General features: G+C 61.0%; 13 protein-coding genes. 11 read left to right on the forward strand and 2 right to left on the reverse strand.

What is annotated here, in order from left to right:
• The first annotated feature begins 36 nt into the window (after positions 1–36).
• Positions 37–3,432: a YhdP family protein gene (locus tag MUU54_RS05020; protein WP_247242935.1), complete on the forward strand. Its 3,396-nt coding sequence runs from the start codon at positions 37–39 to the stop codon at positions 3,430–3,432.
• Positions 3,433–3,492: 60 nt separating this feature from the next.
• On the opposite strand, the gene tyrS is transcribed toward MUU54_RS05020, so the two are convergent.
• A complete protein-coding gene (gene tyrS / locus MUU54_RS05025; RefSeq protein ID WP_247242936.1) occupies positions 3,493–4,746 on the reverse strand; it encodes a tyrosine--tRNA ligase in 1,254 nt (417 codons plus the stop codon).
• Between the two features lie 93 nt (positions 4,747–4,839).
• Between tyrS and MUU54_RS05030 the strand changes: the two genes are divergently transcribed.
• Both MUU54_RS05030 and MUU54_RS05035 read left to right on the forward strand, forming a co-directional pair.
• Positions 4,840–5,970, forward strand: a complete 1,131-nt coding sequence (locus MUU54_RS05030) for an anhydro-N-acetylmuramic acid kinase (RefSeq protein ID WP_247242937.1) — start codon at positions 4,840–4,842, stop codon at positions 5,968–5,970.
• A gap of 106 nt (positions 5,971–6,076) precedes the next feature.
• Positions 6,077–7,255, forward strand: a complete 1,179-nt coding sequence (locus MUU54_RS05035) for a GGDEF domain-containing protein (protein WP_247242938.1) — start codon at positions 6,077–6,079, stop codon at positions 7,253–7,255.
• A 39-nt stretch (positions 7,256–7,294) separates the two neighbouring features.
• On the opposite strand, the gene MUU54_RS05040 is transcribed toward MUU54_RS05035, so the two are convergent.
• Entirely contained in the window at positions 7,295–7,972 is a 678-nt protein-coding gene (locus MUU54_RS05040) for an alpha/beta hydrolase (protein WP_247242939.1), read from the reverse strand.
• A 228-nt stretch (positions 7,973–8,200) separates the two neighbouring features.
• Between MUU54_RS05040 and MUU54_RS05045 the strand changes: the two genes are divergently transcribed.
• From MUU54_RS05045 to sufA, 8 genes are all read left to right on the forward strand, one after another.
• The gene (locus tag MUU54_RS05045) at positions 8,201–9,367 is read left to right on the forward strand and encodes a cysteine desulfurase family protein (protein ID WP_247242940.1); all 1,167 of its coding nucleotides are present in this window, start codon (positions 8,201–8,203) and stop codon (positions 9,365–9,367) included.
• 142 nt (positions 9,368–9,509) lie between these two features.
• Positions 9,510–10,979, forward strand: a complete 1,470-nt coding sequence (sufB, locus tag MUU54_RS05050) for a Fe-S cluster assembly protein SufB (RefSeq protein ID WP_247242941.1) — start codon at positions 9,510–9,512, stop codon at positions 10,977–10,979.
• Positions 10,980–11,038: 59 nt separating this feature from the next.
• Positions 11,039–11,380 carry a GIY-YIG nuclease family protein gene (locus tag MUU54_RS05055; RefSeq protein WP_247242942.1) on the forward strand — a complete coding sequence of 114 codons (342 nt, stop codon included), beginning with the start codon at positions 11,039–11,041 and terminating at the stop codon, positions 11,378–11,380.
• A gap of 108 nt (positions 11,381–11,488) precedes the next feature.
• The gene (gene sufC / locus MUU54_RS05060; RefSeq protein WP_247242943.1) at positions 11,489–12,244 is read left to right on the forward strand and encodes a Fe-S cluster assembly ATPase SufC; all 756 of its coding nucleotides are present in this window, start codon (positions 11,489–11,491) and stop codon (positions 12,242–12,244) included.
• A 20-nt stretch (positions 12,245–12,264) separates the two neighbouring features.
• The gene (gene sufD / locus MUU54_RS05065) at positions 12,265–13,542 is read left to right on the forward strand and encodes a Fe-S cluster assembly protein SufD (RefSeq protein WP_247242944.1); all 1,278 of its coding nucleotides are present in this window, start codon (positions 12,265–12,267) and stop codon (positions 13,540–13,542) included.
• A gap of 1 nt (position 13,543) precedes the next feature.
• Entirely contained in the window at positions 13,544–14,785 is a 1,242-nt protein-coding gene (locus tag MUU54_RS05070) for a cysteine desulfurase (RefSeq protein ID WP_247242945.1), read from the forward strand.
• 11 nt (positions 14,786–14,796) lie between these two features.
• The gene (locus MUU54_RS05075; protein ID WP_247242946.1) at positions 14,797–15,177 is read left to right on the forward strand and encodes an SUF system Fe-S cluster assembly protein; all 381 of its coding nucleotides are present in this window, start codon (positions 14,797–14,799) and stop codon (positions 15,175–15,177) included.
• Between the two features lie 76 nt (positions 15,178–15,253).
• Positions 15,254–15,646 carry a Fe-S cluster assembly scaffold SufA gene (sufA, locus tag MUU54_RS05080; protein ID WP_247242947.1) on the forward strand — a complete coding sequence of 131 codons (393 nt, stop codon included), beginning with the start codon at positions 15,254–15,256 and terminating at the stop codon, positions 15,644–15,646.
• Positions 15,647–15,693: the final 47 nt, after the last annotated feature.

A 15,693-nucleotide genomic window follows, 5' to 3' on the forward strand; every position in this document is an offset into this window, starting at 1 on the left:
ATCATCCGTCGGCAGCAGAGGTGAGTTCATCCATTAATGTCGGAAATCCGCGGCGAAAAGGTCAGCTTCGGCAGGAATGAGATCACGCCGCTGCATATGATGCCTTCGGCGCAGGCCGAAGATCCAATCATCGTGCATTGCCCGCCGAGACGTGGCCGGACCCAGAGGATTGGTCGGATTCTCGTCATTTTGGTGCTCTTGCTTCTTGCCGCCGCCGGCAGCGCTTTCTTTGCCATCGAGGGCGGCGCAGTCGACGGGACGCTTTCTGCCCGTGCCAACGATGCCCTGAATAACGCTTTGGGCCTGCGCTACCGCGCAACGGTGGGATCGGCGGCCATCCGGTTCGATTCTGATTTCCGCCTGGCTCTCGAAGCGCGGGATGTTCACATTATTGAACAGGCTTCGGGCCAGCACCTGTCGCAGGCGGCCGTCCTGCGCATGGCGGTCGATCCTCTGGCCCTTGCCGCAGGACGTATCTCGATCCGCCATATGGAGGCGGGCGGCATACAGCTCGACACCGGCGCTCTGCCGCAAGGCGATCCGATGGTGCTGGCGAAGGTTCGGGTCGATGCCCTGCCCGAGGCCCTGGAGCAGGCATTCCAGCGTCTCGACGAGGCCCGCGGCCTGATGGAGCGCACCGGGACGGATACGATCAGCCTGTCCGGCATCAACATTCTCCTGCCCTCCGCACCGGGTCGCACGCCCGTCGCTCTTGAAGTGTCCTCGCTTGATCTCACCCGTGCCGCTCCGGGCGAGATCTTCGTGCGCGGAAGCATTTCACTGGACGATCAGACGGCGGAACTGCAGGCGACGGCGGCGGTGATCGACGGCGTGTCATCATCGTTGACCGCGAAACTCAAAGGCCTCGATGTGACCCCGTTCCTGCTTCGGCGGGCGGACGACGGGGCACCGCGCGACGGCGTGCAGGGGACAGTCGATGTTGCGCTGTCCGCGGTCCGCGACCGCGAGATCACGGCCCCGGCGATCAACCTCACGCTCACACAGTCGCCCGGCCTTTTCTATTTCGACGGCATCGATCAAGAATTGTCTGGCGGCGTCATCAACGCCACATTCGATTTCGACAAGCAGTCGCTGGAGCTTGTTGATTCGGAGATGCGTTTCGGAACGACTGTGCTTCCGCTCAGCGGTGCCATCCTGGACCTCAACCGGCTCGATGCTACCGAGACGCGACCCGGCTTCGGCGTCAGCCTTCTGGTCAGCGGCGGTACCGCAACGGCTGCTGGCTCGGGCGAAGCACCCGCGATCTTCGACCTGAGAGCCGCGGGCAAATATCTGTCGGCGGAACGGGAAGTGGAGCTGAATGATATCCTGCTCTCCAGCCCGCTCGGCTCGGTGGCCGGCTCACTGATGGTGCGCTTCGGCAATGCCTCGCCTGAGATCAGCTTTGGCGGCCAACTGCCGGTGATGCAGGTTGCGGGCGTGAAGCAGTTCTGGCCCTTCTGGATGGCCCGCAAGCCGCGCGAATGGGTGCTAGAGCAGCTCTATGGGGGAACCGTGACGAACGGCTCCATCGCCGTGTTCATCCCCGCAGGTCGTATGCAGGGTCCCGGCCATCCTCTCGATCTCGACGCCAATGAACTGCGGATCTCCTTCGGCATCGACGACGCCCGCATCAACCTGCCTGGAGACATTCCTCCACTTCGTGATGTGAACGGCATGTTCGACCTGAAGGGCGAGGTCATGAAGGTGCAGGTGAAGAAAGCCGCTTCCTACTTCCCCTCCGGCCGTTCCGTCTCCGTCTCCGACGGGACCTTCGATATTGCGTCGACCTACAGCAAGCCGCTGATGGCGGATCTGTCTCTCAACGTTTCCGGCCCTGCGGATGCGGTGGCAGAGCTTGCAAACTTCCACCCGCTCAACGGGCTCAAGAACACAGAATTCAAGCCTAAGGACTTCTCCGGAACCGCCAGTGCAGCGGTCCATGCGCGTCTCGGTCTGATCTCCGATCATGACCCACCGGAGCCGGTCTGGAGCGCCGATATCGCCCTGACGGATGTGGCGCTGGGGCCGGAATTTGCCGGGCGACAGATTAGCGACGTCGACGGCAAGCTTAGTGTCGACCCTCAGGCGGCGAGGCTGACGGCGAATGCCGCCATCGATGGCGTTCCAGCCCAGGTGACGCTGGTGGAGCCGGTGGGAAAGAATTCGCCGGTGGCGAAGGAACGGATCATCAAAGCGGTTCTCGACAATCAGCAGCGCGAAAAGCTGGTGCCAGGCCTCTCCGATATCATTGACGGGACGATTGGAGCGGAGATCACGCGGCTCGATGAGACGCGGCAAAACGTTTCGCTCGACCTGACGCGATCGGCGCTTTCCGTGCCGTGGATCGGCTGGACCAAGGGAAGCGGCATTCCAGCGAAGGCAAGCTTCGAGGTCGCCAGTGACGGCAAGACCGACAGCATCAGCAACTTTAAGCTGGATGGCGAAGGCTTCGGTGCTGATGGAGAGATGATGCTATCTGGCGGATCTCTCCAGTCCGCGCAGTTCTCGCGCCTGAAGCTTTCACCCTCTGATGATTATCGCGTGTCGTTGAAGCAGAGCCGCGGCGCCTTCGACGTCTCGGTGTCCGGCACGTCGGCAGATATGAGGCCGGTGCTGACCAAGCTGCGCTCCACTGGGGGAGGTAACGGTGACGACAAGGGCTCTGGGAATGCCAGGATAAAGGTCGACCTAGACCGGATGATCGGTTTCAACGACGAGCAGCTCCTGAACGTCTCGATACTGTTCGAGACGAAGGGTGATACCATCGCCACCGCAGATTTTTCTGCGGTCACCACAAGCGGTGCCGCTGTCGTCAGCCAGATGGTCAAAGGCAACACGATCTCGATTACCAGCGGCGACGCCGGCGCAGTAGCGCGCTTCACCAACCTCTACAACAGGATCAAGGGCGGGCTGCTCAACGTGGCGGTGAGGGCGCAGTCCAACGACCTTTGGAGCGGCTCGGTGGACCTACGCAACTTCTCGCTGATCAACGAATCGCGGCTGCAATCCATCGTCTCCACACCTGTGGGCGAGCAGGGCCGCAGCCTGAACGCTGCGGTAAAACGGGACATTGACGTCAGTTCGGCAAAATTCCAGCGCGGCTTTGCGCGTGTAGTCTACCGCGATGGGGTGCTATCGGTCGAAAACGGGATCGTCCGCGGCGAACAGATCGGGGCGAGCTTCCAGGGCGTGGTGCGTGATGCCGCCGGGAGTATGGACATGACGGGAACCTTCATGCCAGCCTATGGCCTGAACCGGCTGTTCGCCGAACTGCCGATCATCGGTGCAATCCTCGGCAACGGCCGCGACCGCGGCCTACTCGGCATCACCTTCAAACTTGAGGGGCCGTTCGAACAGCCGCGGCTGACCGTCAATCCCCTGTCCATTATCGCACCCGGCATCTTTCGCCAGATCTTCGAGTTCCAGTGAGCCCGATATGGAAGACCCGGTAGGTGGCCGGGTCTTTCAGATCCTTTTCTGTGCCGCCAGTTAGGCCGGGCGGATGAGCATGTGCTTCTTCTTGCCGAGAGACAGCTTGACAACACCGTCGGCGGTGACTTCGCCTGCCCCGACAGTCATCCGCTCGTCGGATACGGCTGCGTCGTTGATCCTGACTGCGCCGCCTTGAACATGCCGCCGCGCTTCACCGTTCGAAGCAGCGAGGCCAGCGCGAACGATGAGCGCCAGAAGGCCGATCCCGGCTTCCAGTTCGGCGGCCGGCACCTGGACCGACGGCAGGTTGTCGGCAAGCGCACCCTCTTCGAAGGTCTTGCGCGCTGTCTCGGCAGCCTCTTCGGCAGCCGCGCGCCCGTGCAACATTGCCGTCACTTCGGTGGCGAGAATCTTCTTCACCTCATTGATCTCCGAGCCACCGAGCGCCGACAGGCGCGCGATCTCGTCCATCGGCAACGTGGTATAGAGCTTCAGGAAGCGCGAGACGTCGGCATCCTCGGTGTTGCGCCAGTACTGCCAGAAGTCATAGGCCGACAGCATATCCGGATTGAGCCAGACGGCACCATTCGCCGATTTGCCCATCTTGGCGCCCGACGAGGTAGTCAAGAGCGGGGAGGTCAGCGCATAGAGCTGCGGCGTCCCCATCCGGTGACCAAGATCGATGCCGTTGATGATGTTGCCCCACTGGTCGGAGCCGCCCATCTGCAGCCGCACGTCATAGCGCTTGTTGAGCTCGACGAAGTCATAGGCCTGGAGGATCATGTAGTTGAATTCCAGGAAGGACAGTGACTGCTCCCGATCAAGGCGCGTCTTGACGCTCTCGAAGGACAGCATGCGGTTGACCGAGAAATGCCGGCCAACGTCGCGCAGGAACTCGAGGTAGTTCAGGCCGCGCAGCCAGTCGGCGTTGTTGATCATCAGCGCGTCCGTCGGTCCATCGCCGTAGTTCAGGTAGCTGGAGAAAACGCGCTTGATCGAAGCGATGTTGCTCTCGATCGTGTCGAGTGTCATCAGCTGCCGCGCCTCGTCCTTGAAGGACGGGTCACCGACCATACCAGTGCCGCCGCCCATCAGGGAAATCGGGCGGTGACCGGTCTTCTGCATCCAGTGCAACATCATGATCTGGATCAGGCTGCCCGCATGCAGGCTGGGTGCTGTGGGGTCATAGCCGATATAGCCGCTCACGGTTTCCTTGGCGAACAGTTCGTCGAGACCTGCCTCATCGGAGATCTGGTGAATGAAGCCACGCTCGTCGAGCGTGCGAAGGAAAGCGGACTTGAACCTGGACATGAATGATCTCTGGAGAGGGATTTTCTGGTACGGGCGGGCGTCTAGCACTGTTTGTGCGCATAATCACTTCAAAATTGATTCTGGGCGTCATCAATGGATGGAATGAAAACGGCAATTGGCCTGATGAGCGGGACCTCGATGGACGGCATCGACGTTGCTCTGCTGAAGACGGACGGCGAGCAGCGGGTCGAGCGGGGAGCCTTTCTCGGGGTCCGCTACGAGCCCGCGTTCCGCCAGATGCTAAAGCTGGCGCTGGAAGACGCGAAAGAGGTTGGCGAGCGCAGTCAGAGGCCGGGACAGCTGCGCGAGATCGAGGCGGAGCTGACGCGCCGGCACGCCGATGCTGTCTCGCAGTTCCTCCACCAGAATGGCCTGAAGCCCTCCGATATCGATGTCATCGGCTTTCACGGACAGACGGTACTGCACCGTCCCGATCGGGCGCTGACGGTTCAGCTGGGAAGCGGGCAGCTGCTTGCAGATTTGACTGGCGCTCCGGTGGTCTATGACATGCGCGCGAATGACATGGTTCATGGCGGGCAGGGCGCGCCTCTGGTTCCGGCCTATCACGCGGCTCTGGCGGAAAACCTTCCGCTTCAGGAGCGGCCGGTATGCTTCGTCAACATCGGCGGCATCTCCAATCTCACTTTCGTCGGCCTCGACGGATCGATCATCGCCTTCGACAGCGGGCCTGGCAACACGCTGATCGACCAGTGGGTGGAAGCGCATGCAGGCGTTCCGTTTGACCAGGGAGGAATGATCGCCTCTGAAGGACGGGTCGTTTCGGCTTTGGCGGAAGGGTATCTCTCCAGCTCGTTCTTCACCGCGTCCCAACGACGTTCGCTCGACCGCAACGATTTCCTTCCACCGAAGGGCGATGATGCGGAGCTGGCGGATGGTGCCCGCACCTTGGCGTATGTGGCGGCCGCCTCCATCATCCGCTCTGCGGAGCATCTGCCGCAGCAACCGGCGCTTTACGTCATTTGCGGCGGTGGCCGTCTCAACAGCGTCCTGATGCGTGATCTGTCTGCGCTCGCGGCGGCGCAGGGGTCACGCGTCGCTTGCGCCGAGGAGGCAGGTCTGGACGGCGACGCGATGGAGGCTGAAGCCTGGGCCTATCTCGCCGCGCGCTCGCTTAAACATCTTCCGCTCACCTTTCCGGGCACCACTGGGGTGCGGCAGCCGGTTACGGGCGGTGTGCTCCGTTATCCACATAAGAAGGAATGATCTGCAGCTGGTGTTTTTGGTCTTAACCTTTGGTTGGGGCAGGGGATATAGATCATGTGGTAGCGCAATCAAGGGAGAAGCCTGCAGCTGACTGCAGGCGCGGACGATGAACGGCACCAATTTCTTCCTCGGGATGAACTTCCTGATTGCCTTGTCCTTCTGCGTCGTCTTCCTTGTCGTCTCGACCCGTAGCCGATCAAAGTCCGCAGTTCGCTGGATCGCTGCTGGCTTTGCGGTGGCTTCATTCTCGACGCTTTGCGAGCTTGCCGTTGCGCATACGGATTGGGTGCGGTTCTCGGCGATCGCGGCATTTGTGAGCGTTCTTGGTGGACTCCAACTGCTGCGCATCGGCATCGCGCGACTTTACGAGGATCGGATCAGTCTGCCGGATCAGGTCATGTTTTTCCTGTTCTGGGTGATCGTCGATCTCTTGATTTATGATCTTCCGCGCGGGACGCTCCTCCACTCCTTTGCGTATCAGACGCCCTTCGCCATCCTAGGCTTCAACGGTGCGCGCTCTGTGATGCGCAGCAAACGCCGGCTTCCCGTGGATTACGCCCTTTGCCTGCTCCTCACATTCACCGGGCTGCATTTTCTCGGCAAGGCTTGGCTCGCCGCTGCCGTTGGCGCAGGTACAACGGCGAAAGACTACATTCACACCAACTATGCCGTCATCTCCCAAAGCGCGACCGGGATCATGGTGGTAACAGTGGGCCTGATGCTCCTGGCTGTGCTGGTTCTGGAGATCATGGCGGACGAGCGCAGCAAATCGGAGACGGATCTGCTGTCGGCGCTTCTCAACCGACGAGGCTTCGAGCAGCAGCTTGTCCGCTGCATTGGTCGCCATCACCAGGGATCGCACACGCTGATCATGTGCGATCTGGACCACTTCAAGAGCATCAACGATACCTACGGCCACTATTGCGGCGACCGGGTCATCGAAGCCTTTGGCCAACTGCTGACGGAGCAGGCGCCGAAAGGTGCCGTCGTCGGGCGTTTGGGTGGGGAAGAGTTCGGCCTCTTCCTGCCGCGCATGAGCTTAGAAGCTGCGATCCCGCTGGCGAACGCAATTCGCACAATGATGGCAACCTTGGCGGTGCCGGGGCTGCCGCGGGAGTTCCGTGCCAATGCAAGTTTCGGGGTTGCGCCCTGGAATGACCGGTCGACGCTTCAACAGAACATGCAGCAGGCGGATGCCGCCCTCTATGAAGCCAAAAAAGCCGGGCGCAACTGCGTCAGATGGGTGGTGCGAGAGCCGATAGAGGCTTCCGTCGCCGCGCAGTAGCGCAGCGACGGAGATAGGCGTTATAGAGCACGAACCAAATCAGCGGATGCGCTTGGCGGCCGGCTCTGGCACGAGTTCGCCTTCCAAGCGACGGTCCAGATAGTCCTCACACTGCGCCATCAGGTTATCAACCTGACCGTTGAAGAAATGGTTCGCCCCTTCGACGGTACGATGGGTGATGAGAATGCCCTTCTGGGTCTTGAGCTTCTCGACGAGCCCAACCACGTCCTTCTCCGGAGCGACCTTGTCCGCATTGCCATGAATGATAAGGCCGGAGGACGGGCAGGGCGCAAGGAAGGAAAAGTCATAGGTGTTTGGCTGCGGAGCGATCGACATGAAGCCTTCGATCTCCGGACGGCGCATGAGAAGCTGCATTCCGATCCAGGCACCGAACGAGTAGCCGGCCACCCAACAGTTCTTTGAATCGGGATGCAGGCTCTGCACCCAGTCGAGCGCCGAGGCCGCGTCTGACAGCTCACCGGCACCATGGTCGAATTCGCCCTGGCTGCGGCCGATGCCACGGAAGTTGAAGCGCAGCGTCGTGAAGCCGCGCTTCTGGAACATGTAGAAGAGCTGGTAGACGATCTGGTTGTTCATTGTGCCGCCGAACTGCGGGTGCGGATGCAGGATGATGGCGATCGGCGCGCTCTTTTCCTTGGAGGGCTGGTAGCGGCCTTCGAGGCGGCCGGCAGGGCCGTTGAAGATGACTTCGGGCATCGGTACTCCGGTCACGGGTTCAGGTCGTACCCTGAGCGCCAAGTAGAGACTTGACGAAGCTTGTCAGCTTTTTTAAAACTCAGTTTAGAACCATTCGAAACTTCGGGGCCGCCCAGCGGCCCAGCTGACGTCTCATAAGGCAAGGCTGTTCAAAATTTCAAGGAAAATGCGGCTGCTCCGGCACTGCATGGACTAGTCGGGTATCTAGAAAGGAAAGCAGGTGGGACAATGGCGTTCGCACGCGTCTATATGGATTGGAACGCAACGGCTCCGCTTTCCGACGCTGCTCGCCGTGCCATGCTCGATGCTCTGGCGCTTTCCGGTAATGCATCCTCCGTCCATTCGGAAGGTCGTGCGGCTCGCGCTGCCGTGGAAAAGGCCCGCCGGCAGGTGGCGGCGCTCGTCGGTGCCGAACCCGCCAGTGTGATCTTCACCAGCGGCGCAACCGAGGCAGCCAACCAGGTGCTGACGCCGGATTTCCGCATGGGACGCTCGCTGCTTTCGATCGGCAGGCTCTACGTCTCCGCGATCGAACATCCGGCCGTCAGAGAAGGCGGACGCTTTCCGGCGGAGCGGGTGACGGAGCTGCCTGTCACGAGGGCCGGGGTGCTGGACCTTGAGTCGCTCGAGGCCGCACTCGAAAGCCATGAGCTAGCGTCCGGGATAGCTATGGTGGCGCTGATGCTGGTCAACAACGAGACCGGCATCGTTCAGCCCGTTGCGGAGGCCGCGCGGCTTGTGCACCAGCACGGCGGACTTCTTGTCGTCGATGCAGTCCAGGCCGCAGGGCGTATGCCGATTGATATCGCCGCGATCGATGCGGATTTCATCATCCTGTCCTCCCACAAGATTGGCGGACCGAAGGGTGTCGGCGCCTTGATCGCGCGTGGCGAGGCGCTGATGCCGTCGCCGCTGATTCGCGGCGGCGGCCAGGAGAAAGGTCACCGATCGGGGACAGAGAATATCCACGGGATCATTGGCTTCGGTGCTGCGGCTGAAGTAGCGCTTGAAGGACTGGTGGAGCACCAGGCGCACGTATCCGAACTGCGGGACCAACTGGAAGTGGGGGTGCTTAAAGCTGCCCCGGACGTCATCATTCATGGGCGCGACGTCGAGCGGGTAGGCAACACCTGCTTCTTTACGTTGCCGGGCCTCAAGTCGGAGACCGGTCAGATTGCCTTCGATCTGGAAGGGATCGCGCTTTCCGCAGGCTCTGCCTGCTCCTCCGGCAAGGTCGGCCAGAGTCACGTATTGACCGCTATGGGCTTCGATCCGGAGGTCGGCGGCCTTCGCATCTCGATCGGTCGGACCACCACGCAAGAGGACGTGTCTGCGGCCATCGCGGCGTTCAAGAAGATCTTCGGCCGGCGTCTTCCGCCGGGTGAGGCCGCGTAGACGGCAAGAAACTTGCGGAAAGGCAACTTTCCGCTTGCCGGGAGGTGTGAAACCCGCCTTTTGGCGACTACATAGGGGCGGTAATTCCCGTCCGAGCAAAGAGGTGCCGGCTTGGCTGCCGGCTGAGAGTTGGAGAACGCGCATGCCTGCCGTCCAGGAAACGATTGATCAGGTCCGAGGGATCGACATCGATCAGTACAAGTATGGCTTCGAAACCATCATCGAAGTCGACAAGGCTCCAAAGGGGCTTTCGGAAGACATCATCCGCTTCATTTCGGCCAAGAAGCAGGAGCCGGATTGGATGCTGGAATGGCGCCTGGACGCGTATCGCCGCTGGCTGACCATGGAAGAGCCCACCTGGGCGCGTGTCGACTACCCGAAGATCGACTTCAACGACATCTACTACTACGCGGCGCCGAAGAACGTGACGGGTCCGACGTCCCTGGACGAGGTCGATCCTGAGCTTCTGAAGACCTATGAAAAGCTCGGCATTCCGCTTCGCGAGCAGGAAATTCTGGCGGGCGTGAAGACGTCCAAGGTTGCCGTCGATGCCGTCTTCGACTCGGTATCGGTCGTCACGACCTTCAAGAAGGAGCTCCAGAAGGCCGGCGTGATATTCATGTCGATCTCCGAGGCCATCCGCGAGCATCCGGATCTGATCAAGAAGTATCTCGGCTCGGTCGTTCCGACCACCGATAACTATTATGCGACGCTCAATGCCGCAGTCTTCACCGACGGCTCCTTCGTCTTCGTACCGAAGGGCGTCCGCTGCCCGATGGAACTGTCGACCTACTTCCGCATCAACGAGAAGAACACCGGCCAGTTCGAGCGCACGTTGATCATCGCTGAAGAAGGCGCCTACGTCTCTTATCTCGAAGGCTGCACGGCGCCGCAGCGCGACGAGAACCAATTGCACGCCGCTGTGGTCGAACTCGTCGCTCTCGACGACGCCGAGATCAAGTACTCCACCGTGCAGAACTGGTTCCCCGGTGATGCACAGGGCAAGGGCGGCATCTACAACTTCGTCACCAAGCGTGGCGATTGCCGTGGTCATCGGTCGAAGATCTCCTGGACGCAGGTCGAGACCGGTTCGGCGATCACCTGGAAGTATCCGAGTTGCATTCTCCGCGGCGACGACAGCCGCGGCGAGTTCTACTCGATCGCCGTCTCGAACGGCCACCAGCAGATCGACTCGGGTACCAAGATGATCCACCTCGGCAAGAACACGTCGAGCCGCATCATCTCGAAGGGGATCTCAGCGGGCAGGTCGCAGAACACCTATCGGGGGCAGGTCTCGATCCATCGTCGGGCAGAGAACGCGCGCAACTTCACCAATTGCGATTCGCTTCTCATTGGCGACAAGTGCGGCGCGCACACCGTCCCTTACATCGAGGTGAAAAACGCGTCGGGTCAGGTGGAGCACGAGGCGACCACGTCGAAGATTTCCGAGGACCAGAAGTTCTACGTCATGCAGCGCGGCATCCCGGAAGAGGAAGCAATCGCGTTGATCGTCAACGGCTTCGTCAAGGACGTCATCCAGGAACTGCCGATGGAGTTCGCCGTCGAAGCTCAGAAGCTGATCGGCATTTCGCTTGAAGGGAGTGTGGGATAGGACGATTCACACCGTCGTCCTCGGGCTTGTCCCGAGGATCTGCTGTCGCGGGATAGAGGATGAGTGGCTTGGTCTACATGATGTCCGACAAACCGCGAGGAGTGATCTACACCAGTGTGACAAGTGACCTCCATGGTCGTGTATCGGAACATCGAGATGCGGTTCAGGAAGGATTTACCCAGAGGTACAAGGCGAAAAATCTGGTCTGGTTTGAACGCCACCCGAACATCGTCCTCGCAATACAGCGGGAAAAGTCTCTGAAGCGCTATCTGCGTGAATGGAAGATCAGGCTCATAGAAGGTTTGAACCCGACCAGGGTCGATCTCTACGAGCGGATCAACGACATTGAGAATATGTATCGCCCGCATCCGAATATGGATGGGTGGAGCAACTACAACTGACGGCTTAGATCCTCGGGACAAGCCCGAGGATGACGGAAATCGAACGGACCTCGCTGTCCAAAGGTCTATCGGGCGGCCCTTGAACCGCCTTATAAATGGGAAAACGAAATGCTTGAGATCAAGAACCTGCACGCTCGCATCGCCGAAGACGGCACCGAGATCATCCGTGGCTTGAACCTGACGGTGAAGCCAGGTGAGGTTGCCGCCATCATGGGCCCGAACGGCTCCGGCAAATCGACGCTGTCCTACATCCTGTCGGGTCGCGAAGATTACGAGGTGACCGAGGGCGACATCCTTTACAACGGCGAGAGCATTCTTGAACTCGACCCGGCGGAGCGTGCTTCGAAGGGCATCTTCCTGGCGTTCCAGTATCCGGTCGAAATCCCTGGCGTGGCGACCATGCAGTTCCTGAAGATTGCGATGAACGAGCAGCGCAAGGCGCGCGGCGAGGAAGAGTTGACGACGCCGGACTTCATGCGCCGGGTCAAGGAAGCAGCGGGCGAACTGAAAATCGATCCTGCCATGCTGCGTCGCCCGCTCAACGTCGGCTTTTCCGGCGGGGAGAAGAAGCGCGCCGAGATCCTGCAGATGGCACTCCTCGAGCCGAAGCTCTGCATTCTCGACGAAACGGATTCCGGCCTTGACATCGACGCCTTGAAGATCGTCGCCGATGGCGTCAACGCACTGAAGTCGCCGGACCGCGCCGTCATCGTCATCACCCACTACCAGCGCCTGCTCGAATACATCGTGCCGGATAGCGTCCACGTTCTCTACAAGGGGCAGGTCATCCGGTCCGGCAGCAAGGACCTGGCGCTCGAACTGGAAGCCAATGGCTACGCCGACATCATCGGGGAAGCAGCCTGATTCCCGGGAAGGATGTGGACATGAACATTCAAACGACAAAGCGCATGACCGCTGCCGAAGTGGCGCTGGTCGAGGCTTATACGGAGCAGGTCGGCGACCTGCCGGGCGATGCCTCCGTGACCAGCACCCGTGATCGGCTGCTGGACGACATCAAGAACACCGGGCTTCCGACGCGTCGGGTTGAGTCCTGGCACTACACAGACCTGCGCACATTGCTGCGCTCCGTACCCGCGCCTGTAGCGGCCGCGCCGTCGCTCGAGACAATAGCGCCCTTGGTGGACGGATCGAAGGTTCTGCCGGTGCTCCAGGGCTCTGCCAGCGCATCCGCGTCTGTCGAAGGCGTTGAGGTTTCCAGCTTCGCCGACGCTCTCTTGAGTGGAGCCGCCGCGTCTGGCCTGATGGCCCTCGACCGCGACGATGCCATCGGCAAGATTAACGGCAGCCTCGTGCGGGACGGCTACGCGCTTGCGGTCCCTGCGGGTGCCGAGATCGAGACGCCGATCGAGCTGCAGGCACTGCATGGCGCCGGCCAGGTGCACACCCGCTTCCCGGCAGTGTTCGGTGCCGGTTCCAAGGCGACTATCATCGAACGTCACCGCTCGGCGACAGGCGAAGCCGCGCTCGTGTCGAGCATCAGCGACGTGACGCTGGAAGATGGCGCCGATGTCGTCTGGGTGATCATGCAGGAGCAGGGCGCAGACGATACGCATCTCGGCCAGATCCGAGTCCGGTTCGGCGCGGATGCGAAGCTGAAGCTCTTCGTCGTCAATGCCGGCGGCAAGCTGGTACGCCAGGAGCTGCGCATCGACGTCGAAGGCGAAGGCAGCGAGCTGACGCTTCGTGGCGTCAATTTGCTTGGCCACGAAACGCATACGGACGTGACGCTGGTGCTCGGCCACAACGTGCCGCACACCAACTCTACGGAGATCATCCGCAACGTGGTCTTCGATCGCGCCCGGGGCGTTTTCCAAGGGATGATCCGCGTGGCGCCCGATGCGCAGAAGACCGATGCGAAGATGGCGTGCAACACGCTGCTTCTCACCGATGATGGCGAGTTCTCGGTCAAGCCGGAGCTCGAGATCTTCGCAGACGACGTGATCTGCGGCCACGGCGCAACGGTTGCCGACATCGACGACAACCATCTCTACTACCTGAAGTCCCGCGGCATTCCGGAGAACAAGGCCCGCGCCATGCTGGTCAACGCCTTCGTCGCCGAGGTTGTCGAGGAACTCGAAGATGAAAAGCTGGTCGAGGCGCTGGAAAGCGTGATCTCGGCCTGGCTGGAAAAGCACGCCTAAGATGGACCAGATCACACCTGCGACCGGATATGACGTTGAGGCCATCCGGCGGGATTTCCCGATCCTGTCGAAGGAGGTCTATGGCAAGCCGCTGGTGTATCTTGACAATGGCGCTTCGGCGCAGAAGCCGCAGGCGGTGATCGACGCCATCTCGTACGCCTATGCGAACGAGTATGCCAACGTCCATCGCGGCCTGCACTTCCTGTCGAACGCCGCAACGGATGCCTACGAGGGGGCGCGCGAAAAGGTGCGTCGCTTCCTCAATGCACCGTCGGTCGACGAGATCGTTTTCACCAAATCCTCCACCGAGGCGATCAACACGGTCGCCTACGGCTGGGGTATGCCGAAAATCGGACACGATGACGAGATCGTCGTCACGATCATGGAGCACCACTCCAACATCGTGCCCTGGCATTTCATCCGCGAGCGCCAGGGAGCCAAGCTGGTCTGGGTGCCGGTGGATGACGAGGGGGCATTCCATATCGAGGAATTCGAGAAATCCCTGACGGACAAGACGAAGCTCGTCGCCATCACGCACATGTCGAACGCGTTGGGTACCGTGGTCCCCGTCAAGGAGATTTGCCGGATCGCGCACGAGCGCGGTATTCCGGTGCTTGTCGATGGCAGTCAGGGCGCCGTTCACATGCCGGTGGACGTGCAGGACATCGACTGCGACTGGTACGTCATGACCGGCCACAAACTCTACGGCCCGTCCGGCATCGGTGTGTTCTACGGCAAGAAGGAACGGCTGCAGGAGATGCGCCCGTTCCAGGGTGGCGGCGAGATGATCGTCGACGTCAGCGAGGACGAGGTCACCTACAACGATCCGCCGCATCGCTTCGAGGCCGGCACGCCGCCGATCGTCCAGGCAATCGGACTGGGTTACGCGCTCGATTACATCGACAAGATCGGTCGCCCGGCGATTGCAGCCCATGAGGCCGATCTCGTCGCCTATGCGACGGAGCGCCTGCAGGCCATCAACTCCCTGAGGATCATCGGCAATGCCCCCGGCAAGGGAGCGATCTTCTCGTTCGAGCTTGCCGGCATCCACGCGCATGACGTGTCAATGGTGATCGATCGGCGCGGCGTTGCCGTTCGGGCCGGCACGCACTGCGCCATGCCGCTCTTGAAGCGCTTCGGTGTAACCTCCACATGCCGCGCATCGTTCGGCATGTACAATACCCGTGCCGAGGTCGATGCGCTCGCCGATGCGCTCGATTACGCCCGTACATTCTTTGCCTGAGGATTTTTGCCATGGCCGTGGAAGACAGCGAACTGAAGTGGGATGCTCGTGAGGGCATCGTCCAGTCGGCAATCCCGCAGGAAGAACTGGCGCGCTTGAGCGATGACATCATCGCGGCGTTGAAAACCGTCTACGACCCGGAAATCCCCGCCGACATCTTCGAGCTCGGCCTCATCTACAAGATCGACATCGAAGACGACCGGATGGTCCGGATCGTCATGACCCTGACCGCCCCGGGCTGCCCCGTGGCCGGCGAGATGCCGGGCTGGGTGGAAAATGCCATCGGCGCCGTCGAGGGCGTGTCGGGGGTCGAGGTCGAAATGACGTTTGATCCGCCGTGGACGCCGGAGCGGATGTCCGAAGAGGCACAGGTGGCCGTCGGCTGGTATTGATCCGGTAACCGGCGGGACTTACATTTCATCCAACAACACCGGTCCTTGAAGCCGGCTGTAGAAGGAGAAAAAGCCCATGGGCTTTGCAGTGATGACCATGACCGATGCGGCGGCTGAACGCGTCAAGGCGATCGTCGACAAGTCCGGCCCCAATGCAAAGGGCGTTCGCGTCGGCATCAAGAAGGGCGGCTGCGCCGGCATGGAATATACGGTCGATCTCGTGACCGAACCCCATGCGAAGGATGATCTCATCGAGCATGCGGGCGCACGCGTGTGGGTGGAGCCGTCCGCCGTACTCTACCTCCTCGGAACGCAGATGGATTTCGAAACGACCAAGATGCGCGCCGGCTTCACCTTCGTGAACCCCAATCAGACCTCCGCCTGCGGCTGCGGCGAATCGGTGGAGCTGAAGCCAGCGGATCTGGCAGCTCTCGCCAAAGAACGCAAAGCACAGTCGCACGCGGGCTGAACATCCAAGGTGTTGCTAGAGGAGGGGCCGTCATGGCCCCTTTTTTT

This window comes from Pseudorhizobium tarimense, from assembly GCF_022968135.1.
GTDB lineage: Bacteria > Pseudomonadota > Alphaproteobacteria > Rhizobiales > Rhizobiaceae > Neorhizobium > Neorhizobium tarimense.

What these genes read in the sequence shown, in the direction of transcription:
- MUU54_RS05020 (WP_247242935.1), top strand. Translation starts at nt 37, where the DNA reads ATGTCGGAAATCCGCGGCGAAAAGGTCAGCTTCGGCAGGAATGAGATC.
- tyrS (WP_247242936.1), bottom strand. Translation starts at nt 4,746, where the DNA reads ATGTCCAGGTTCAAGTCCGCTTTCCTTCGCACGCTCGACGAGCGTGGC.
- MUU54_RS05030 (WP_247242937.1), top strand. Translation starts at nt 4,840, where the DNA reads ATGGATGGAATGAAAACGGCAATTGGCCTGATGAGCGGGACCTCGATG.
- MUU54_RS05035 (WP_247242938.1), top strand. Translation starts at nt 6,077, where the DNA reads ATGAACGGCACCAATTTCTTCCTCGGGATGAACTTCCTGATTGCCTTG.
- MUU54_RS05040 (WP_247242939.1), bottom strand. Translation starts at nt 7,972, where the DNA reads ATGCCCGAAGTCATCTTCAACGGCCCTGCCGGCCGCCTCGAAGGCCGC.
- MUU54_RS05045 (WP_247242940.1), top strand. Translation starts at nt 8,201, where the DNA reads ATGGCGTTCGCACGCGTCTATATGGATTGGAACGCAACGGCTCCGCTT.
- sufB (WP_247242941.1), top strand. Translation starts at nt 9,510, where the DNA reads ATGCCTGCCGTCCAGGAAACGATTGATCAGGTCCGAGGGATCGACATC.
- MUU54_RS05055 (WP_247242942.1), top strand. Translation starts at nt 11,039, where the DNA reads ATGAGTGGCTTGGTCTACATGATGTCCGACAAACCGCGAGGAGTGATC.
- sufC (WP_247242943.1), top strand. Translation starts at nt 11,489, where the DNA reads ATGCTTGAGATCAAGAACCTGCACGCTCGCATCGCCGAAGACGGCACC.
- sufD (WP_247242944.1), top strand. Translation starts at nt 12,265, where the DNA reads ATGAACATTCAAACGACAAAGCGCATGACCGCTGCCGAAGTGGCGCTG.
- MUU54_RS05070 (WP_247242945.1), top strand. Translation starts at nt 13,544, where the DNA reads ATGGACCAGATCACACCTGCGACCGGATATGACGTTGAGGCCATCCGG.
- MUU54_RS05075 (WP_247242946.1), top strand. Translation starts at nt 14,797, where the DNA reads ATGGCCGTGGAAGACAGCGAACTGAAGTGGGATGCTCGTGAGGGCATC.
- sufA (WP_247242947.1), top strand. Translation starts at nt 15,254, where the DNA reads ATGGGCTTTGCAGTGATGACCATGACCGATGCGGCGGCTGAACGCGTC.